The 17816-nt window shown below is 36.1% G+C and carries 29 protein-coding genes; all 29 read right to left on the reverse strand.

Features of this window, described 5'->3' with window-relative positions:
* Window positions 1-2: 2 nt before the first annotated feature.
* The 29 genes from ykgO to NHF50_RS04370 all read right to left on the reverse strand — a co-directional run bounded on the left by ykgO (window position 3) and on the right by NHF50_RS04370 (window position 17752).
* The gene (gene ykgO / locus NHF50_RS04230; RefSeq protein WP_002987490.1) at window positions 3-119 is read right to left on the reverse strand and encodes a type B 50S ribosomal protein L36; all 117 of its coding nucleotides are present in this window, start codon (window positions 117-119) and stop codon (window positions 3-5) included.
* An 11-nt stretch (window positions 120-130) separates the two neighbouring features.
* Window positions 131-346: a translation initiation factor IF-1 gene (gene infA, locus NHF50_RS04235; RefSeq protein WP_045968400.1), complete on the reverse strand. Its 216-nt coding sequence runs from the start codon at window positions 344-346 to the stop codon at window positions 131-133.
* Window positions 347-351: 5 nt separating this feature from the next.
* Entirely contained in the window at window positions 352-1701 is a 1350-nt protein-coding gene (gene secY, locus NHF50_RS04240) for a preprotein translocase subunit SecY (RefSeq protein WP_109568494.1), read from the reverse strand.
* A 13-nt stretch (window positions 1702-1714) separates the two neighbouring features.
* Entirely contained in the window at window positions 1715-2167 is a 453-nt protein-coding gene (gene rplO / locus NHF50_RS04245) for a 50S ribosomal protein L15 (protein ID WP_109568495.1), read from the reverse strand.
* Between the two features lie 11 nt (window positions 2168-2178).
* Window positions 2179-2361 carry a 50S ribosomal protein L30 gene (rpmD, locus tag NHF50_RS04250; protein ID WP_109568496.1) on the reverse strand — a complete coding sequence of 61 codons (183 nt, stop codon included), beginning with the start codon at window positions 2359-2361 and terminating at the stop codon, window positions 2179-2181.
* Window positions 2362-2375: 14 nt separating this feature from the next.
* A complete protein-coding gene (rpsE, locus tag NHF50_RS04255) occupies window positions 2376-2900 on the reverse strand; it encodes a 30S ribosomal protein S5 (RefSeq protein WP_109568497.1) in 525 nt (174 codons plus the stop codon).
* Window positions 2901-2904: 4 nt separating this feature from the next.
* Window positions 2905-3255 (reverse strand): 50S ribosomal protein L18, encoded by a 351-nt coding sequence (rplR, locus tag NHF50_RS04260; RefSeq protein WP_109568498.1) that lies wholly within the window; start codon window positions 3253-3255, stop codon window positions 2905-2907.
* Window positions 3256-3266: 11 nt separating this feature from the next.
* Entirely contained in the window at window positions 3267-3809 is a 543-nt protein-coding gene (gene rplF / locus NHF50_RS04265) for a 50S ribosomal protein L6 (RefSeq protein ID WP_109568499.1), read from the reverse strand.
* 15 nt (window positions 3810-3824) lie between these two features.
* On the reverse strand, window positions 3825-4223 hold the full coding sequence (gene rpsH, locus NHF50_RS04270) for a 30S ribosomal protein S8 (protein WP_109568500.1): 399 nt from the start codon (window positions 4221-4223) through the stop codon (window positions 3825-3827).
* Between the two features lie 197 nt (window positions 4224-4420).
* Complete coding sequence (gene rpsN / locus NHF50_RS04275; protein WP_109568501.1) at window positions 4421-4690, reverse strand: 30S ribosomal protein S14; 270 nt, start codon at window positions 4688-4690, stop codon at window positions 4421-4423.
* A gap of 3 nt (window positions 4691-4693) precedes the next feature.
* A complete protein-coding gene (gene rplE, locus NHF50_RS04280) occupies window positions 4694-5245 on the reverse strand; it encodes a 50S ribosomal protein L5 (RefSeq protein WP_109568502.1) in 552 nt (183 codons plus the stop codon).
* Between the two features lie 2 nt (window positions 5246-5247).
* The gene (rplX, locus tag NHF50_RS04285; protein ID WP_109570598.1) at window positions 5248-5562 is read right to left on the reverse strand and encodes a 50S ribosomal protein L24; all 315 of its coding nucleotides are present in this window, start codon (window positions 5560-5562) and stop codon (window positions 5248-5250) included.
* A gap of 11 nt (window positions 5563-5573) precedes the next feature.
* Window positions 5574-5942 (reverse strand): 50S ribosomal protein L14, encoded by a 369-nt coding sequence (gene rplN, locus NHF50_RS04290; RefSeq protein ID WP_007803649.1) that lies wholly within the window; start codon window positions 5940-5942, stop codon window positions 5574-5576.
* A 2-nt stretch (window positions 5943-5944) separates the two neighbouring features.
* Complete coding sequence (rpsQ, locus tag NHF50_RS04295; RefSeq protein ID WP_109568503.1) at window positions 5945-6202, reverse strand: 30S ribosomal protein S17; 258 nt, start codon at window positions 6200-6202, stop codon at window positions 5945-5947.
* Between the two features lie 18 nt (window positions 6203-6220).
* Window positions 6221-6412, reverse strand: a complete 192-nt coding sequence (gene rpmC / locus NHF50_RS04300; RefSeq protein WP_109568504.1) for a 50S ribosomal protein L29 — start codon at window positions 6410-6412, stop codon at window positions 6221-6223.
* A gap of 13 nt (window positions 6413-6425) precedes the next feature.
* A complete protein-coding gene (gene rplP / locus NHF50_RS04305; RefSeq protein ID WP_109568505.1) occupies window positions 6426-6845 on the reverse strand; it encodes a 50S ribosomal protein L16 in 420 nt (139 codons plus the stop codon).
* A gap of 20 nt (window positions 6846-6865) precedes the next feature.
* Entirely contained in the window at window positions 6866-7582 is a 717-nt protein-coding gene (gene rpsC, locus NHF50_RS04310) for a 30S ribosomal protein S3 (protein WP_109568506.1), read from the reverse strand.
* Between the two features lie 8 nt (window positions 7583-7590).
* Entirely contained in the window at window positions 7591-8001 is a 411-nt protein-coding gene (gene rplV / locus NHF50_RS04315; protein ID WP_109568507.1) for a 50S ribosomal protein L22, read from the reverse strand.
* Between the two features lie 9 nt (window positions 8002-8010).
* Complete coding sequence (gene rpsS, locus NHF50_RS04320) at window positions 8011-8289, reverse strand: 30S ribosomal protein S19 (protein WP_109568508.1); 279 nt, start codon at window positions 8287-8289, stop codon at window positions 8011-8013.
* A 10-nt stretch (window positions 8290-8299) separates the two neighbouring features.
* Window positions 8300-9124: a 50S ribosomal protein L2 gene (gene rplB, locus NHF50_RS04325; RefSeq protein ID WP_252775168.1), complete on the reverse strand. Its 825-nt coding sequence runs from the start codon at window positions 9122-9124 to the stop codon at window positions 8300-8302.
* Window positions 9125-9130: 6 nt separating this feature from the next.
* Complete coding sequence (gene rplW / locus NHF50_RS04330) at window positions 9131-9421, reverse strand: 50S ribosomal protein L23 (protein ID WP_109568510.1); 291 nt, start codon at window positions 9419-9421, stop codon at window positions 9131-9133.
* Window positions 9422-9429: 8 nt separating this feature from the next.
* On the reverse strand, window positions 9430-10059 hold the full coding sequence (gene rplD / locus NHF50_RS04335) for a 50S ribosomal protein L4 (protein ID WP_109568511.1): 630 nt from the start codon (window positions 10057-10059) through the stop codon (window positions 9430-9432).
* On the reverse strand, window positions 10059-10676 hold the full coding sequence (rplC, locus tag NHF50_RS04340) for a 50S ribosomal protein L3 (RefSeq protein WP_109568512.1): 618 nt from the start codon (window positions 10674-10676) through the stop codon (window positions 10059-10061). Before rplC ends, rplD begins: the two co-directional genes overlap by 1 nt.
* A gap of 223 nt (window positions 10677-10899) precedes the next feature.
* The gene (gene rpsJ / locus NHF50_RS04345) at window positions 10900-11205 is read right to left on the reverse strand and encodes a 30S ribosomal protein S10 (protein ID WP_109568513.1); all 306 of its coding nucleotides are present in this window, start codon (window positions 11203-11205) and stop codon (window positions 10900-10902) included.
* Between the two features lie 11 nt (window positions 11206-11216).
* A complete protein-coding gene (gene fusA / locus NHF50_RS04350) occupies window positions 11217-13352 on the reverse strand; it encodes an elongation factor G (RefSeq protein ID WP_252775169.1) in 2136 nt (711 codons plus the stop codon).
* Window positions 13353-13374: 22 nt separating this feature from the next.
* A complete protein-coding gene (rpsG, locus tag NHF50_RS04355; RefSeq protein WP_109568515.1) occupies window positions 13375-13851 on the reverse strand; it encodes a 30S ribosomal protein S7 in 477 nt (158 codons plus the stop codon).
* A 25-nt stretch (window positions 13852-13876) separates the two neighbouring features.
* On the reverse strand, window positions 13877-14257 hold the full coding sequence (rpsL, locus tag NHF50_RS04360; protein WP_072781281.1) for a 30S ribosomal protein S12: 381 nt from the start codon (window positions 14255-14257) through the stop codon (window positions 13877-13879).
* Between the two features lie 166 nt (window positions 14258-14423).
* Window positions 14424-15827 (reverse strand): alpha-amylase family glycosyl hydrolase, encoded by a 1404-nt coding sequence (locus NHF50_RS04365; protein ID WP_252775170.1) that lies wholly within the window; start codon window positions 15825-15827, stop codon window positions 14424-14426.
* 89 nt (window positions 15828-15916) lie between these two features.
* The gene (locus tag NHF50_RS04370; RefSeq protein WP_252775171.1) at window positions 15917-17752 is read right to left on the reverse strand and encodes a glycoside hydrolase family 13 protein; all 1836 of its coding nucleotides are present in this window, start codon (window positions 17750-17752) and stop codon (window positions 15917-15919) included.
* Window positions 17753-17816 lie beyond the last annotated feature (64 nt).

A 17816-nucleotide genomic window follows, 5' to 3' on the forward strand; every position in this document is an offset into this window, starting at 1 on the left:
AATTATCCTTGTCTTTGTTTAAATCTAGGATTCTTTTTATTAATCACGTATAATCTTCCTTTTCTACGCACTATAATGCACTCGGCACTTCTCTTTTTTACTGATGCTCTTACTTTCATTTTAATAGCCTTTAGTATCTATATGTAATTCTTGCTTTTGTTAAATCGTAAGGGCTCATTTCAAGTTTTACCTTATCTCCCGGTAGTAATTTAATATAATGCATACGCATTTTACCGGAAATATGAGCAATTACAACATGTCCGTTTTCTAACTCTACTCGGAACATTGCATTTGACAATGCTTCTACAATTGTTCCGTCTTGTTCTATTGCTGATTGTTTTGCCATAAATATTAAGCTACTGCTTTTCTATTTTTACCACTTTTCATCAAACCATCATAATGTCTATTCAATAAATAGGTATTAATTTGTTGAATAGTATCAATAGCAACCCCCACCATAATTAGTAAAGATGTACCTCCATAAAAATAACCCCAAGCACCTTGAACGTTCAATAAACTTACCACGAATGCAGGTAAAATCGCAATCAATGCTAAGAAAATAGAACCCGGAAAGGTTATTAACGACATAATCTTGTCCAGATAATCACTAGTCTCAACCCCTGGTCTTACCCCTGGTATGAAACCACCACTTCTTTTCAAGTCATCAGCCATTTTGTTTGTCGGTACGGTAATTGCGGTGTAAAAATACGTAAAAATTATAATTAACAAAGCAAATACCACATTATAAACCAATCCGAACGGATCTTTAAACATGGTGGCCAACGATTGTGCCGTGTCAGATTCTTTTGCTAATCCGGAAATTGCAGCTGGAATGAACATAATAGCCTGTGCAAAGATAATCGGCATTACACCTGAAGCATTTAGCTTCAAAGGTATAAACTGTCTAGAACCCATCATATCTTGTTCGAACTCACCAGCTACTGTTCTTCTGGCATATTGCACAGGAATTTTTCTCACTGCCATAACCAATAAGATACTGGCAATGATCACTAAGAACCATAAAATCACCTCCATCACAATCATCATAATGCTTCCGCTAGACTCTTGCGACGTACGAGACATGAATTCCTGAATAAATGCTTGCGGCATTCTGGCGATAATTCCCACCATAATTAATAAAGAGATACCGTTTCCGATTCCTTTATCAGTGATTTTTTCACCTAACCACATAGCAAATATTGTTCCTGTCACCATAATTAAAACAGATGAGAACAAGAATGAGAATGAGCTTACACCTAACAAAAACGCATCAGAAGGCAAGGTTCTGTATAAGTTATAGATATAACCCGGACCTTGAACCAAAGTGATTATAATTGTTAGCCATCTCGTGATTTGGTTAATCTTTTTTCTACCGCTTTCTCCATCACTCTGTAATTTTTGCAGATAAGGAATAGCGATCCCCATCAACTGAACTACGATAGAAGCAGAGATATAAGGCATGATACCTAATGCAAATACAGAGGCTTGCGAAAACGCGCCTCCTGTAAATACATTGATTAACCAACCAATACCTTCGTTTGTTTGGTTAGTAAGATTTCCCAATTTAGTAGCATCAATACCCGGAAGTGTTACCTGAGCACCGAAACGATACACTAATAACAAACCTAGAGTTAACAAAATTCTGTTTTTTAACTCTTCAATTTTCCAGACATTGATAAAAGAATCTATAAATTTCTTCATATTACTAAAAGGATTATAAAGTTACAGCTTCTCCACCAGCAGCTTCTATTGCAGCTTTTGCAGAGGCAGTAAATTTGTGAGCACTAACTTTAAGTTTAGCTTTTAGCTCACCTCTACCTAAAATCTTTACTAAGCTATTTTTTGTAGCTAAACGATTTTCTACTAATACGTCGAAATCAACAGTATCAGTAATAATACCATTATCTACTAAATATTGAATTGTATCTAAGTTCACACCTTGATACTCAACTCTGTTAATATTTTTAAATCCAAACTTAGGTACACGTCTTTGAAGTGGCATTTGACCACCTTCGAAACCAATTTTCTTAGAATAACCAGAACGTGACTTTGCTCCTTTGTGACCTCTTGTCGAAGTACCACCTTTACCGGAACCTTGTCCTCTACCTACTCTTTTATTTTGGTTGTGAACTGAACCTTCAGCTGGCTGTAAGTTACTTAAATTCATAACGAAAACTATTATTTAGTTTCTTCAACAGAAACTAAGTGTTTAACTTTATTTACCATTCCAAGGACAGCAGGACTTGCGTCATGCTCAACAACTTGCCCGATTTTTCTTAACCCTAAAGAATCTAATGTTCTTTTTTGAGTCTCCGGACAGTTAATTCTACTTTTTACTTGTTTTACTAAAATTTTTGCCATTTTCCTTGAATTTTTTATCCTTTAAATACTTTATCAAGAGACACGCCTCTTTGTTTAGCAACAGTTGCAGCACTTCTCATTTGTAACAAAGCATCAAAAGTAGCTTTAACAACGTTATGAGGATTAGATGAACCTTGAGATTTAGACAATACATCGTGAATACCTACTGACTCTAATACCGCACGCACTGCACCACCGGCAATAACTCCGGTACCATGAGATGCTGGCATTAAATAAACTCTAGCCCCACCATACTTACCTTTTTGCTCATGAGGTACAGTAACACCATTCAAAGGAACTCTAACTAAATTTTTCTTTGCGTCTTCTACTGCTTTAGCAATAGCTTCAGAAACATCTTTAGATTTTCCTAATCCGTGTCCTACAACTCCACTCTCATCACCTACTACTACGATAGCAGAGAAACCGAATGCTCTACCACCTTTAGTAACTTTAGTAACACGATTTACACTAACCAAACGATCTTTTAATTCAAGACCACTTGGTTTTACTAGCTCTACATTTTTATATTTTTGATACATAACTTTAGAATTTTAGTCCAGCTTCTCTAGCTCCTTCTGCTAATGATTTAACACGTCCATGGTACAAATATCCACCTCTATCAAAAGAGATTTCACTAATACCTGATTTAAGAGCTCTTTCAGCTACTAATTTACCTACTGCGTTAGCAATTTCAGTTTTTGTACCTTTTGCAACTTCTTTATCACGAGAAGATGCATAAGCTAATGTAACACCGTTTACGTCATCTATGACTTGCGCATAGATCTCTTTATTAGATCTAAATACAGAAAGTCTAGGTTGTGCAGCAGTACCGCTAACAATCTTTCTAATTCTGAATTTAATTCTTTGTCTTCTTTCAGTTTTTGTTAATGACATAGCCTTAATTTTTAAGCTGATTTACCTGCTTTTCTTCTTAATACTTCACCTACAAACTTAACACCTTTTCCTTTGTAAGGCTCAGGTTTACGGAAAGATCTGATTTTAGCAGATACCTGACCTAATAATTGTTTGTCAAATGATGATAATTTCACTATTGGATTTTTACCTTTTTCAGAAACTGTTTCAACTTTTACTTCCGGAGCAATATCTAAAACAATATTATGAGAGTATCCTAATGCCAAATCAAGTTTTTGCCCTTGATTTGAAGCACGGTAACCAACACCCACTAATTCTAACTCCTTAGTAAAACCTTCTGAAACTCCTACAACCATATTATTGATAAGAGCACGATATAATCCATGTTTCGCTCTCTCACTTTTGTTATCTGATGAACGCTCAACAACAACATTGTTGTCCTCAACTTTTACCGTCACATCAGAAAACTCTTGAGAAAGCTCGCCTAATTTTCCTTTTACTATAACTACAGCATCTTTCACTTCTACAGTTACTCCTGCTGGAATTGCAATTGGATTTTTACCTATTCTTGACATGCTTTCGTCTTTTAATTAATATACGTAACAAATTACTTCTCCACCAACATTAAGCTGTTTGGCTTGTTTACCAGTCATAACACCTTTAGATGTAGAAACAATAGCCACACCTAGTCCGTTTAAGATTCTTGGTAAATCAGTAGAGCTAGCATACTTACGTAAACCTGGTTTACTAATTCTTTGGATATCTCTGATTACAGGCTCTTTAGTTTCTTTGTCGTACTTAAGAGCGATTTTAATACTACCTTGAACGGTATTATTTTCAAATTTGTAGCTCAAGATATACCCTTGGTCAAATAAAATTTTTGTGATCTCTTTTTTCAAATTAGAAGCCGGAATCTCAACCACTTTGTGGTTAGCTCTCACAGCATTTCTAACTCTTGTAAGAAAATCTGCAATTGGATCTGTATACATATATATAAAATTGCGGTTCCGGTTTTCAAGAGGCAACCCACTCCTTGAACCTAAAACCAATTAAATTCAAAATTCTAATTAACTCCTATAAGCCGCGATAGCACCAGTTTTTAGCACTATTGCGACTTATAAAAATCTTATTTTCAATAAAAAAGCGCACAAATGTACACTTTTTTATTGTTTTTAACAAATTTATATTACCAACTGGATTTTTTTACCCCCGGAATTAATCCTTGGTTAGCCATTTCACGGAATGTTACACGTGAAATTCCGAATTGACGCATGTAGCCTCTTGGTCTACCTGTCAATTTACAACGATTGTGTAAACGCACAGGAGATGCATTTTTTGGTAATTTTTGCAATGCCTCATAATCTCCGGCTTCTTTCAAAGCTTTTCTTTTTTCAGCATATTTAGCTACTAATGCTTCTCTTTTCGCCTCACGGGCTTTCATAGATTCTTTAGCCATGTCTTAATTCTTTTTAAAAGGTAATCCTAGTTCTCCTAATAATGATTTTGCTTCTTTATCTGTTTTTGCAGAAGTTACAAAAGTAATATCAAAACCAGCAATTTTGTTTACTTTATCGATATCAATCTCAGGGAAGATAATTTGCTCTAGAACCCCTAAGTTATAGTTACCTCTACCGTCAAAACCAGTTGATTTGATCCCGTTGAAATCTCTAACACGCGGTAAAGACGAAGTAATCAATCTGTCTAAGAACTCATACATTCTTTCTCCACGTAATGTTACTTTAGCACCGATCGGCATACCTTTTCTCAATTTGAAAGAAGCAACGTCTTTCTTAGAAATAGTAGACACAGCCTTTTGACCGGTAATTTTAGTAATTTCTTCAACAGCGTAATCTACTAATTTTTTATCAGATACAGCTGCACCAACTCCACGGCTTACAACAATCTTTTCAAGTTTAGGAACTTGCATAATGTTTTTGTAACCGAATTCTTCTCTAAGAGCAGCAATAACTCTACTCTTATATTCTTCTTTTAATCTAGGTATATAAGACATAACTATAATACTTGATTAGATTTTTTTGAAAATCTCACTTTCTTGTCTCCTTCAACTTTGAAACCTACTTTAGTAACTGACTTTGATTTCGGGTCAATTAAAGACAGGTTTGAAATATGAATAGGAGCTTCCTTCTTAACGATACCACCTTGAGGGTTTTTAGCACTTGGTTTTGTATGTTTTGAAACCATGTTAATCCCTTCAACTACCGCTTTATTTGCTTCACGAAGTACGCGCAAAACTGTTCCTTCAGACCCTTTATGATCTCCGGCGATTACTTTTACTACGTCTCCTGATTTAATTTTTAGCTTTGCCATCATTTTAAGAATTAAAGCACCTCTGGTGCCAATGATACAATTTTCATGAATTGTTTTTCACGAAGTTCTCTAGCTACCGGACCAAAAACACGAGTACCTCTCATTTCACCTGCAGCGTTTAACAATACACATGCGTTATCGTCAAAACGGATGTAAGATCCATCAGCTCTTCTCACTTCTTTTTTAGTACGTACAACAACTGCAGTAGATACAGCTCCTTTTTTCACGTTTCCGTTAGGAGTAGCATCTTTAATAGAAACTACAATTTTATCACCTACAGAGGCATAACGACGTTTCGTTCCTCCTAAAACACGGATAGTTAAAACTTCCTTAGCTCCCGTGTTATCTGCTACTTTTAATCTTGATTCTTGTTGTACCATAATTACTTAGCTCTTTCAATGATTTCAACTAGTCTCCAACATTTAGATTTACTTAATGGACGAGTCTCCATAATTCTTACAGTATCTCCAATGTTACAATCGTTTGTTTCGTCGTGTGCAACGTATTTTTTAGTTTTCAACACGAACTTACCATATAAAGGGTGTTTTACTTTTCTTGTTTCAGAAACAACAATAGATTTCTCCATTTTGTTGCTAGTAACAACACCTACTCTCTCTTTTCTTAAATTTCTTTTTTCCATCTTTCAGCAGAATACAAATTATTGTAACTCTCTTTTAGTTAACTCAGTTTCAATTCTCGCAACCGCTCTTCTTACATTTCTTAATTGTAATGGATTATCAATCGGAGAAATTGTATGAGCTGTTTTTAGGTCGGTATAAGTTTTCTTTAACTGACTAAGTTTCTCTTGTAACTCAGCTGCAGATAGATCTTTTATTTCTGATTGTTTCATAATGCTCTTTTAATTATGCTTCGAAATCTCTAGCGACAACAAACTTAGTTTTTACAGGAAGTTTTTGTGCAGCAAGACGTAATGCTTCTTTTGCTACAGAAAGCGGCACACCTCCTACTTCAAACATGATTCTTCCCGGTTTTACAACTGCAGCCCAATATTCAACTGCACCTTTACCTTTACCCATACGTACTTCAAGAGGTTTCTTTGTGATTGGCTTATCCGGGAAAATTTTAATCCACAACTGTCCTTCTCTTTTCATGAAACGTGTTGCTGCGATACGAGCCGCCTCAATTTGACGAGAAGTAATGAAAGCTGAATCTAAAGATTTTATCCCAAACATACCATTTGAAAGTACATGTCCTCTTTGAGAAACACCTTTCATTTTACCTTTCTGTACCTTACGGTATTTTGTTCTTTTAGGCTGTAACATTTTTCTTTAATTTAAAATAATTACTTTCTTTTGCGTGTGTTTGGTTTACCTTTTCCTCCAGAAGATTTGGATTGTTTTTTATCCATACCTACTAACGGAGAAAGATCTCTTTTTCCGTAAACCTCACCTTTCATGATCCATACTTTAATTCCCATTCTACCGTAAGTAGTATGAGCTTCAGCTAAAGCATAGTCAATATCAGCTCTGAAAGTTGACAATGGAATTCTTCCTTCTTTGAAATGCTCTGAACGTGCCATTTCAGCACCATTCAAACGACCGGAAATCATAACTTTGATCCCTTCAGCATTCATTCTCATTGCAGCCGCAATAGCCATTTTAATAGCTCTTCTGTAAGAAATTCTGCTTTCAATTTGACGAGCAATACTGTTAGCCACTAAATAAGCATCTAACTCGGGTCTTTTGATTTCAAAGATGTTAATTTGAACTTCTTTGTCAGTAATTTTCTTAAGTTCTTCTTTTAACTTGTCTACCTCTTGACCTCCTTTACCAATAATGATACCTGGACGAGCCGTAGTGATAGTAACGGTTACAAGCTTTAAAGTTCTCTCGATAATTATCTTAGAAACACTAGCTTTAGATAAACGAGCATGGATGTATTTACGGATTTTGTAATCTTCAGCGATTTTATCACCGTAATCATTTCCACCGTACCAGTTTGAGTCCCATCCTCTGATGATACCAAGTCTATTTCCGATTGGATTTGTCTTTTGTCCCATACTGTTTATTAATTACTTTGTGTGTTATTATTTTCTCCTAACACGATTGTTACGTGGTTAGAACGTTTTCTGATTCTGTGCGCGCGACCTTGCGGAGCCGGACGAAGTCTTTTCAACATCATACCACCATCTACGCGGATCTCTTTAACAAATAAGCCTGCTTCTTCTAAACTTGCTTCAGCATTTTTAGCCTGCCAGTTAGCAATAGCTGATAACAATAGTTTTTCTAATTTTCTAGAAGCTTCTTTTTGACTAAATCTCAATATATTAAGAGCCAATTCTACTTTCTTACCTCTTACCAAATCAGCTACTAAACGCATTTTTCTTGGCGAAGTAGGGCAGTTATTTAATTTAGCAAAAGCAACTTGCGCTTTAGCTTCTTTAATCTGCTCTGCTCTTTCTTTTTTACGAACTCCCATAGCTTCTTATTATTTTTTACCTTTATTTTTTGCACCAGCATGACCACGGAATGATCTTGTTGGCGAAAATTCTCCTAATTTATGACCTACCATGTTCTCAGTTACATAAACCGGAACAAATTGACGACCGTTATGCACTGCGATAGTTTGTCCAACGAAGTCAGGCGTAATCATAGAAGCTCTTGACCAAGTTTTGATCACTGCTTTATTACCTTTCTCAACGTTTTCTAAAACTTTCTTCTCTAATTTATAGTGTACGTAAGGTCCTTTTTTTAATGAACGTGCCATGTCTATCTAATTATTTCTTTCTACGTTCTACAATATACTTATTACTCGGGTTAACCTTAGAACGAGTTCTATAACCTTTAGCAGGTAAACCTTTTCTTGAACGTGGGTGACCTCCTGAAGAACGTCCTTCACCACCACCCATTGGGTGATCAACTGGGTTCATCGCTACCGGTCTAGTTCTAGGTCTTCTACCTAACCATCTAGATCTACCAGCTTTACCTGATACTACTAATTGATGATCTGAGTTAGAAACAGCTCCAATTGTAGCCATACAAGTCAACAAGATCAATCTTGTTTCACCAGAAGGCATTTTAATTGTTGCATATTTACCATCTCTCGCCATCAATTGAGCAAAAGTCCCTGCAGAACGTGCAATAACAGCACCTTGACCTGGTCTTAACTCGATACATGAAATAACTGTACCTAGAGGAATTTTACTTAAAGGCATTGCATTTCCGATTTCCGGAGCCGCATCTTCACCAGACACTACAGTTTGTCCAACTTCTAAACCGTTTTGCGCAATGATATATGTTTTAGCACCATCTGCATAAGCGATTAAAGAAATAAAAGCTGAACGGTTCGGATCGTATTCGATAGTTTTAACAGTAGCAGGAATTCCGGCTTTTGTTCTTTTAAAATCTACCAAACGATACTTTTGTTTATGACCACCACCCGTATAACGCATGGTCATTTTTCCTTGACTATTTCTACCTCCAGAGTTTTTTTTCGGAGCCAACAATGACTTTTCCGGCTTATCAGTTGTAATAGTGTCAAAGCTATTTACAACTCTAAAACGCTGACCCGGGGTAATAGGTTTTAATTTTCTAACTGACATTTTCTATTAGATATTATTATAAAAATCTATTGTTTCACCTTCCTGAACTTGAACAACCGCTTTTTTATAAGCATTTGTTTTTCCACTGATCAAACCATTTTTGGTATATTTAACACTTCTATCAGCTCTATAGTTCATAGTATTAACAGCAACCACATTCACACCATAGGCAGCTTCAACTGCATTTTTGATCTGAATTTTGTTAGCAGCCTTATCAACCACAAAACCAAAACGGTTAAAAACTTCACCTTCTTTGGTTATTTTTTCAGTTATAATTGGTTTAATAATGATACTCATAACCTTAATTATTTACTTAAATTAGCTTCAATTCCGCTAACCGAACCTTCAGTAAGAACTAAACTCTTAGCATTTAAAACAGCATAAGTATTTAATTCTGAAGTAGTTACAACAGAAGTTGATTGTAAATTACGTGACGACAAATATACATTTTTATTTGCATCACCCAACACGAATAATGATTTTTTGTTATCTAACCCTAAAGCTTTCAATACGTTAATGAAATTTTTAGTGTTTGGCGCTTCAAATACAAAATCTTCTACTACTACCAAATTAGACTCCTGAGCTTTTAAAGACAAAGCTGATTTACGAGCTAATTTTTTCAAGTTTTTATTCAATTTGAATGAATAGTTTCTTGGTTTTGGTCCAAAGATTCTACCACCACCTACAAATACAGGAGATTTAACACTACCTGCACGCGCAGTACCTGTACCCTTTTGTTTTTTAATTTTACGAGTACTTCCAGCAATCTCACCTCTCTCTTTAGACTTATGAGTACCTTGTCTTTGATTTGCTAAATATTGCTTAACATCAAGGTAAACAGCATGATTATTAGGCTCAATTGCGAATACAGAATCAGAAAGCTGTACTTTACGTCCTGTATCTTTTCCGTTGATATCTAATACTTTTACTTCCATTACTTCTGAATGATTACGTAAGAGTTTTTGTGACCAGGAACACAACCTTTTATTACTAAAAGATTTTTCTCAGCTACAACTTTTAAAACTCTAAGGTTTTGAACTGTTACATTTTCTCCTCCTGTTCTACCCGCCATACGCATTCCTTTGAACACTCTTGAAGGGTAAGACGATGCACCCACAGAACCCGGCGCTCTTAAACGGTTATGCTGACCGTGAGTTGACTGACCAACACCACCGAACCCATGACGTTTAACAACACCTTGGAAACCTTTACCTTTAGACACACCTTGTACATCTACAAATTCTCCTTCGTTGAATAAATCAACAGTCAACACATCTCCTAGATTGTGTTTTTCTTCAAAATACTTGAATTCAACAACTTTCTTCTTAGCAGCAGTACCTGCTTTTTTGAAGTGACCTACCTCAGCTTTTACAGCATGTTTCTCAGTCTTGTCATCGAAACCAAGTTGAAGAGCTTCATACCCGTCAACCTCGTTGGTTCTGACTTGGGTAACTACGCATGGACCAGCTTCGATTACTGTACATGGGATATTTTTCCCATTTTCATCAAAAATGCTAGTCATGCCAATTTTTCTTCCGATTAACCCAGACATATTTAACAATTTATTAATTTATAATTCTTTAAAAATTACTCACAAAAAGGCACACTCCTCCTTTTTGAGGGTGCAAATATATAATTTTATTTTAATTCACGCAAATTTAATTAGTTAAGTGTTTTTCAGAACGAAAAAACCTACTAACAAGCCTTGAATTAAAATATAAAAAAAACCGCTGAGCAGAGCCCAGACGGTTTCTTTATGTAAGTTTAAGCAATTATCAAACTTTGATTTCTACTTCAACACCACTTGGCAATTCCAATTTCATTAAAGCATCGATAGTCTTAGATGATGATGAATAGATATCCAACAATCTCTTATAAGAACTTAATTCGAACTGCTCTCTTGATTTTTTGTTTACGTGCGGTGAACGCAATACAGTAAAAATCTTTTTATTAGTAGGCAACGGAATAGGACCCGTTACTACCGCACCTGTACTTTTTACAGTTTTTACGATTTTTTCAGCAGACTTGTCTACTAAACTATGATCGTATGATTTTAATTTTATTCTGATTTTTTGACTCATTTTCTTAAAAATTAAGCGTTACCTTTAGCTTTCTTAATAACTTCTTCTGAAATATTAGAAGGTGTTTCAGCGTAGTGAGAGAACTCCATTGTTGATGTAGCTCTACCTGAAGACAATGTTCTCAAAGTAGTTACATAACCAAACATTTCTGACAACGGAACAGAAGCTTTAATTACTTTTGAACCTGCCCTATCATCCATGTTATTTACCTGACCTCTTCTTCTATTTAAGTCACCTACAATATCCCCCATGTTTTCTTCCGGAGTTAACACCTCTAACTTCATGATCGGCTCAAGGATAACAGCACCCGCAGCTTTTGCAGACTCTTTATAACCTAATTTAGCAGCCAATTCGAACGAAAGTGCATCCGAGTCAACAGGGTGAAATGAACCGTCTAATAAAGTTACTTTTAAGCTATCAACTTCGTATCCCGCTAAAGGACCTTCTTTCATAGCTTCTTTGAAACCTTTTTCTACAGCAGGAATATACTCTTTCGGTACGTTACCACCTTTAACTTCATTAATGAATTGTAATCCCATAGGAACTTTTCCATCAACTTCGTCAGCTGGTCCGATTTTGAATACAATATCACCAAATTTACCACGACCACCAGATTGTTTTTTATAAACCTCTCTATGCTCTGCTTGTCTAGTGAAAGCTTCTTTGTACTCAACTTGTGGCTCACCTTGATTAACCTCAACTTTAAACTCACGTCTTAAACGGTCAACAATAATATCTAAGTGAAGCTCACCCATACCTGAAATAATAGTTTGACCTGAAGCATGGTCTGTACGTACAGTAAAAGTAGGATCCTCTTCAGCTAATTTCGCTAAAGCCATACCCATTTTATCAACGTCAGCTTTTGTTTTAGGCTCAACTGCGATACCAATTACCGGATCAGGGAACACCATAGATTCTAATACGATAGGGTGTTTCTCATCACATAAAGTATCACCGGTCTTAATATCTTTAAATCCTACAGCTGCTCCAATATCTCCAGCCTCGATATATTCGATCGGGTTTTGTTTGTTAGCGTGCATTTGATAGATACGAGAGATACGCTCTTTATTCCCTGAACGAGAATTAAAAACATAAGATCCTGCATCTAATCTTCCTGAATAAGCACGGAAGAAAGCCAAACGACCTACATAAGGGTCAGTAGCGATCTTAAACGCCAAAGCTGAGAAAGGCTCAGATACAGACGGTTTTCTTGAAATAGGCTCTTCAGTATCAGGATCCGTTCCTTCGATAGCTTCTTTATCTAACGGAGAAGGTAAGAATTTACAAACCGCATCCAACATGAACTGAACTCCTTTATTCTTGAATGAAGATCCACACAACATTGGAATAATAGCCATATCAATAGTAGCTCTTCTTAACGCATTATTGATCTCTTCTTCTGTGATAGAATCTTCATCTTCCATGAATTTTTCTAACAAGTTTTCATCATACGCTGCAACTTCCTCAATCAATTGCTGTCTGTATTTTTTCACATCAGCAACCATATCTTCCGGTACCGGAATAATATCAAAAGTAGCTCCTTGAGTTTCATCATGCCATACAATAGCCTGATTCTTGATCAAATCAACCACTCCTTTGAAATCAGCCTCATCACCAATAGGTAAAACTAAAGGCACAGCGTTAGATTTCAACATATCTTTTACTTGCTGACAAACTGCTAAGAAATTAGACCCTTGACGGTCCATCTTGTTAACAAACCCCATACGAGGAACTTTATAGTTATCAGCTAATCTCCAGTTAGTTTCTGACTGAGGCTCAACACCGTCAACAGCAGAAAACAAGAACACCAATCCGTCTAATACACGTAATGAACGGTTTACCTCTACTGTAAAGTCAACGTGACCCGGAGTATCGATAATATTAAAGTGGTATCCGTGAGTATCTGCAACAGGTTTACCTTGCTCAGTCGGGAAGTTCCACTCACAAGTTGTAGCAGCAGAAGTAATTGTAATACCTCTTTCCGCTTCTTGCTCCATCCAGTCCATGGTTGCAGCACCTTCGTGAACTTCACCAATCTTATGCGATTTACCGGTATAGAATAAAATACGCTCAGTCGTTGTTGTTTTACCAGCATCAATGTGAGCCGCAATACCGATATTTCTTGTATATTTTAAATCTCTTGCCATTGTATTGTTATTTCTTTATGAATTAAAATCTAAAGTGAGAGAATGCTTTGTTTGCCTCAGCCATTTTGTGAGTGTCCATTCTTTTCTTAACTGCAGCACCTTCTTCTTTAGCAGCAGCTAAAATTTCAGAAGCTAATTTACCAGCCATAGATTTCTCATTTCTTTTTCTTGCATAAAGAATTAACCATTTCATCGCCATAGAAATTTTTCTATCCGGACGAATTTGCATCGGAATTTGGAATGAAGCACCACCTACACGACGAGAACGAACTTCTACGTGAGGCATAACATTTGTTAAAGCGTCTTTCCAAATCTCTAATGACGTTTTCTCTGCGTCTTGCTTTTTAGACTCAACGATGTCTAATGCATCATAAAATACTTTAAAAGCAACTGATTTCTTACCATCCCACATTAAGTTATTTACAAAACGAGTCACCAATTGATCGTTAAACTTCGGATCCGGTAAAAGAGGTCTTTTTTTGGCCTGTCTTTTTCTCATGTCTTTTCTTTAAAAGTTTTTAAAATTACTTTTTGTCTTTAGGGCGTTTAGCACCATATTTAGATCTTCTTTGTAAACGACCGTTAACTCCGGCTGTATCCAAAGCACCACGTACGATGTGGTATCTAACTCCTGGTAAATCTTTTACCCTTCCACCTCTAACTAATACTATCGAGTGCTCTTGTAGATTGTGTCCTTCTCCCGGGATGTATGCATTTACCTCATTACCATTTGTTAAACGAACACGGGCAACTTTACGCATTGCCGAGTTTGGTTTTTTTGGCGTTGTAGTGTAAACACGCGTACAAACCCCTCTTCTTTGAGGACAAGAATCTAAAGCAGCCGATTTACTCTTCTTAGTTATTTTGGCTCTTCCAGTTCTTACTAATTGTTGAATTGTTGGCATAATTACTAATAAATTAATACTTGTTTTAACTACCCTATTTTAGGGGATGCAAAGGTAGAAATTATTTTTTATAAACCAAATCTTAAATCTTTAATTTTCAATATGCTTACAAAAACATAAAGGCAACCTTTCTCAGGTCGCCTTTATTATTCATTACAATTAACCTTTAATTTACTAAGATGTAATATTGCCAAGGTTCTAATTTCAACCCTTCTTCTTTTTTGAATTCAAAAGGTTTTCCTGCGTTGTAATCTTTATATTTCTGATCCAATTCAAAAGTAACATTTTGCTCTTCTGCTGACAAATTCGCTATAAAAACCACTTTCTTTCCTTCTTTTTCTCTTTCAAAAACCAGAATCGAATTATCGTTTGACGTTGGTATTCTTTTATAAGAGGCTTTATGTTCTCCTCCGCTTAAAGCCGGATTTTCTGCTTTCAATTTCCCCAGCTTTTCATAAACCTTCATCATTTTTCCTTCAACATGAGGAATGGTATCTTTTTCGAAAAATTTCAAACGTTTCTTTAAATCGTATTCCTGTCCGTTATAGATTAAAGGCATGCCCGGCATAACATAGCTCAAAGCAGCAAAAGCTTCAACCGCATCACCCATTCGTTCAAATTCAGTTCCATTCCAGGAATTCTCATCGTGATTCGACGTAAAATTCATGTAAATATCGTCTTTATCTAACAATGTGTCGATCTTTGTCATGTAAGCATCAAAATCTTTAACTGTCTTTTTACCTTGTGCAATATCATTAAAAATATGGTGCACATCCCAACCGTATTGCATATTGAAAGCCTGTTTCATTAATTCCGGTTTTTCGGCTTCGGCCAACATAAAAACTGGTTTTTCTTTGCGAAGTTGAGCTGTAGCTTCATTCCAGAAATCAGTTGGTACTTCTCCTGCTACATCACATCGAAAACCATCGATATCAAAATTGGTAATCCAATATTTCATATCTGCAATCATAGCTTTCCGCAATTCCGGATTATCATAGTTTAATTCGGCAACATCAGTCCAATCAAAAGGGGCAATCATATTTCCTTTTTCATCATGTGTATAAAAATCGTTGTGCTCCGTTACCCAAGGATGATCCCAAGCGGTATGATTGGCCACCCAATCCAAGATAACATATATTCCATTTTGATGTGCTGTTTCTACCAATTGATGCAAATCGCCAGCCGAACCAAACTCTTTATTGATACTTCTGTAGTCCTTAATAGAATAGTAACTCCCTAAATATTTTTTTCGTTCAACAGTATCCGTAATATCTTCAACTGACAACTCACCTTTTGCCTTGCGGTTCTTTACTCCGATCTCATGGATTGGCATCAGCCATAGAATTTTTACGCCTAATTCTTTTACTTTCGGAATATCTTTGGTAAACTCGTTAAACGTTCCTTCCGGTGAATATTGACGAATATTAGCTTCATAAATCACCGCATTATCTGCTGTTGTTTCGTTTATAGCTTCTAATTTCGGTTCTTCAGGTTGGATTTCTGCTGATTTTTCTTTTTTACAACTCATTAAAATCAGAATTGCAAAAACGGATAGAATTATTTTCTTCATGTGCTTTGATTATTGTAAAATATACTTTATGAGATTTAGCTACGCTGAACTTACGTTTCTCGCTAACGCTCGAAATGACAAGGTATCATTTATTTTAATTCTAAAATCATGGCTGTTTTCCCTGAAATAGAAAGTTCTTTTTCCAGCGAAATCTTACTTCCTGAGATCACTTCATCCGCCGAAGTAAAATCCTTTAATCGCTCTTCAAATCGAGACAATGACAGCGTTTGATTTTCTAAATTGTTATTCAAGATCACCATTACGGTTTCATCATCCGTATAACGGAAATACACATACACATTATTTTCCGGAATGTAATGCATTAACTTCCCGTTGTGAATAGCCTTTGATGTTTTACGCCAGTTCAACACTTTTTTGGTAAAATCAAAAAATTGCTTCTGCTCTGCCGTTCTTCCCGAATTGGTAAATGCATTATTGGAATCGCTTTCCCAGCCGCCCGGAAAATCCTGACGAATATCAGCATCGCCTTTTCCTTTATCGCCAGCCATTGCTATTTCGGTTCCATAGTATAATTGCGGAATCCCACGCATAGTTGCTAATACTGTCATTCCTAACTGATACTTTTTAAAATCCTTTTGGTAATTTTGATTGAAACGACCTGTATCGTGGTTTTCCAAAAAGATCAATAAATTATTCGGATTGGCATATAAAAAGTCATTGGTAAAATTATCGTAGAATTTAATCATTCCATCATTCCAACCTGCGTTATTTTCATTAAAAACGTTCCCAAAAGCATCGTGCAATGTAAAATCCATTACACTTGGCAAATACGAATTATAGCTTTGGATCTTAGCAATGGGACTGTCTTTTTGCCAATACGACATTTGTGCCTGGTCGTGCATCCACACTTCTCCCACGATATTAAAATACGGATATTCATCAGTGATAGCTTTTGTCCATTTAGCAATTCCTTCCTTATCATTGTATGAATATGTATCGACACGGAATCCGTCTAAATCAGCATATTCTATCCACCAAATAGCATTTTGAATCAAATAATTCAGCACTAAAGGATTGGATTGGTTCAAATCAGGCATACTTGGCACAAACCATCCATCCATGCAATATTTAGCATCACGCTGAGAAGCATTGGAATCAAATTGCGTAGTCATGCGATAATTACTTTGGGCATAACCCGGAAACTGATGAAACCAATCGTATGTTGGCATATCTTTAAACATCCAGTGTTCCGCCCCCCAGTGATTCGTTACATAATCCATGATTAATTTCATGTCGCGCTTGTGCATTTCAGCCGCTAAACGTTTGTAATCTTCATTGGTCCCGTAACGCGCATCAATCTGATACACATCCGATTGCCCGTAAGTATGATATGAATAGCCCTTATCGTTGTCTTCGCAAAGCGGTGTTGACCAAATTGCTGTTGCTCCTAATTCTTGCACATAATCCAGATGATCGATAATTCCCTGAATATCGCCACCATGTCTTCCACCCGGCAACCTTCTGTTTCCTTTTTCCTGTAACTTTTTTACAGAATCGTTATCCGGATTTCCATTTGCAAATCTATCCGGCATTAACAAATAAATCACATCAGACGAATCAAAACTTTTGCGCAAAGCAGAATTAGGTCTTCTCTTTTTAATTTCGAAATCCTTAACAAACGATTTTCTTCCGTTCCTGAATGTAAAATGTAAGATGCGACTTGAAACATCTTTAGTATCGATAGTTACGAATACATAGTTCGGATTTTCTGTTTTAACTACATTTGTAATCACCACATTATCAGAAACCGATACTTGGTTTTGCGCTATATTTTTCCCGTAGAAAAGAATTTGAACCTGATTGTAATTCATTCCTTCGTACCAAAACGGTGGCTCCATTTTTTCGATCTGAGCTGAAATGGAAATAGTGAACAACACTAATATTAAGTATAGTAGTTTTTTCATAAGTCAATAAATAATCTTCTTTATGAGATTCCTCCTTAGGTCGGAATGACAATAAGGAGGAATT

The sequence above is a fragment of the Flavobacterium sp. NRK F10 genome, from assembly GCF_024054235.1.
GTDB classification, from domain to species: Bacteria; Bacteroidota; Bacteroidia; order Flavobacteriales; family Flavobacteriaceae; genus Flavobacterium; species Flavobacterium sediminis.

Excerpts from the sequence above, each read along its gene's own strand:
- ykgO (WP_002987490.1), bottom strand. The coding sequence starts at position 119 with ATGAAAGTAAGAGCATCAGTAAAAAAGAGAAGTGCCGAGTGCATTATA.
- infA (WP_045968400.1), bottom strand. The coding sequence starts at position 346 with ATGGCAAAACAATCAGCAATAGAACAAGACGGAACAATTGTAGAAGCA.
- secY (WP_109568494.1), bottom strand. The coding sequence starts at position 1,701 with ATGAAGAAATTTATAGATTCTTTTATCAATGTCTGGAAAATTGAAGAG.
- rplO (WP_109568495.1), bottom strand. The coding sequence starts at position 2,167 with ATGAATTTAAGTAACTTACAGCCAGCTGAAGGTTCAGTTCACAACCAA.
- rpmD (WP_109568496.1), bottom strand. The coding sequence starts at position 2,361 with ATGGCAAAAATTTTAGTAAAACAAGTAAAAAGTAGAATTAACTGTCCG.
- rpsE (WP_109568497.1), bottom strand. The coding sequence starts at position 2,900 with ATGTATCAAAAATATAAAAATGTAGAGCTAGTAAAACCAAGTGGTCTT.
- rplR (WP_109568498.1), bottom strand. The coding sequence starts at position 3,255 with ATGTCATTAACAAAAACTGAAAGAAGACAAAGAATTAAATTCAGAATT.
- rplF (WP_109568499.1), bottom strand. The coding sequence starts at position 3,809 with ATGTCAAGAATAGGTAAAAATCCAATTGCAATTCCAGCAGGAGTAACT.
- rpsH (WP_109568500.1), bottom strand. The coding sequence starts at position 4,223 with ATGTATACAGATCCAATTGCAGATTTTCTTACAAGAGTTAGAAATGCT.
- rpsN (WP_109568501.1), bottom strand. The coding sequence starts at position 4,690 with ATGGCTAAAGAATCTATGAAAGCCCGTGAGGCGAAAAGAGAAGCATTA.
- rplE (WP_109568502.1), bottom strand. The coding sequence starts at position 5,245 with ATGTCTTATATACCTAGATTAAAAGAAGAATATAAGAGTAGAGTTATT.
- rplX (WP_109570598.1), bottom strand. The coding sequence starts at position 5,562 with ATGGCAAAGCTAAAAATTAAATCAGGAGACGTAGTAAAAGTAATCGCC.
- rplN (WP_007803649.1), bottom strand. The coding sequence starts at position 5,942 with ATGGTACAACAAGAATCAAGATTAAAAGTAGCAGATAACACGGGAGCT.
- rpsQ (WP_109568503.1), bottom strand. The coding sequence starts at position 6,202 with ATGGAAAAAAGAAATTTAAGAAAAGAGAGAGTAGGTGTTGTTACTAGC.
- rpmC (WP_109568504.1), bottom strand. The coding sequence starts at position 6,412 with ATGAAACAATCAGAAATAAAAGATCTATCTGCAGCTGAGTTACAAGAG.
- rplP (WP_109568505.1), bottom strand. The coding sequence starts at position 6,845 with ATGTTACAGCCTAAAAGAACAAAATACCGTAAGGTACAGAAAGGTAAA.
- rpsC (WP_109568506.1), bottom strand. The coding sequence starts at position 7,582 with ATGGGACAAAAGACAAATCCAATCGGAAATAGACTTGGTATCATCAGA.
- rplV (WP_109568507.1), bottom strand. The coding sequence starts at position 8,001 with ATGGGAGTTCGTAAAAAAGAAAGAGCAGAGCAGATTAAAGAAGCTAAA.
- rpsS (WP_109568508.1), bottom strand. The coding sequence starts at position 8,289 with ATGGCACGTTCATTAAAAAAAGGACCTTACGTACACTATAAATTAGAG.
- rplB (WP_252775168.1), bottom strand. The coding sequence starts at position 9,124 with ATGTCAGTTAGAAAATTAAAACCTATTACCCCGGGTCAGCGTTTTAGA.
- rplW (WP_109568510.1), bottom strand. The coding sequence starts at position 9,421 with ATGAGTATCATTATTAAACCAATTATAACTGAAAAAATAACCAAAGAA.
- rplD (WP_109568511.1), bottom strand. The coding sequence starts at position 10,059 with ATGGAAGTAAAAGTATTAGATATCAACGGAAAAGATACAGGACGTAAA.
- rplC (WP_109568512.1), bottom strand. The coding sequence starts at position 10,676 with ATGTCTGGGTTAATCGGAAGAAAAATTGGCATGACTAGCATTTTTGAT.
- rpsJ (WP_109568513.1), bottom strand. The coding sequence starts at position 11,205 with ATGAGTCAAAAAATCAGAATAAAATTAAAATCATACGATCATAGTTTA.
- fusA (WP_252775169.1), bottom strand. The coding sequence starts at position 13,352 with ATGGCAAGAGATTTAAAATATACAAGAAATATCGGTATTGCGGCTCAC.
- rpsG (WP_109568515.1), bottom strand. The coding sequence starts at position 13,851 with ATGAGAAAAAGACAGGCCAAAAAAAGACCTCTTTTACCGGATCCGAAG.
- rpsL (WP_072781281.1), bottom strand. The coding sequence starts at position 14,257 with ATGCCAACAATTCAACAATTAGTAAGAACTGGAAGAGCCAAAATAACT.
- NHF50_RS04365 (WP_252775170.1), bottom strand. The coding sequence starts at position 15,827 with ATGAAGAAAATAATTCTATCCGTTTTTGCAATTCTGATTTTAATGAGT.
- NHF50_RS04370 (WP_252775171.1), bottom strand. The coding sequence starts at position 17,752 with ATGAAAAAACTACTATACTTAATATTAGTGTTGTTCACTATTTCCATT.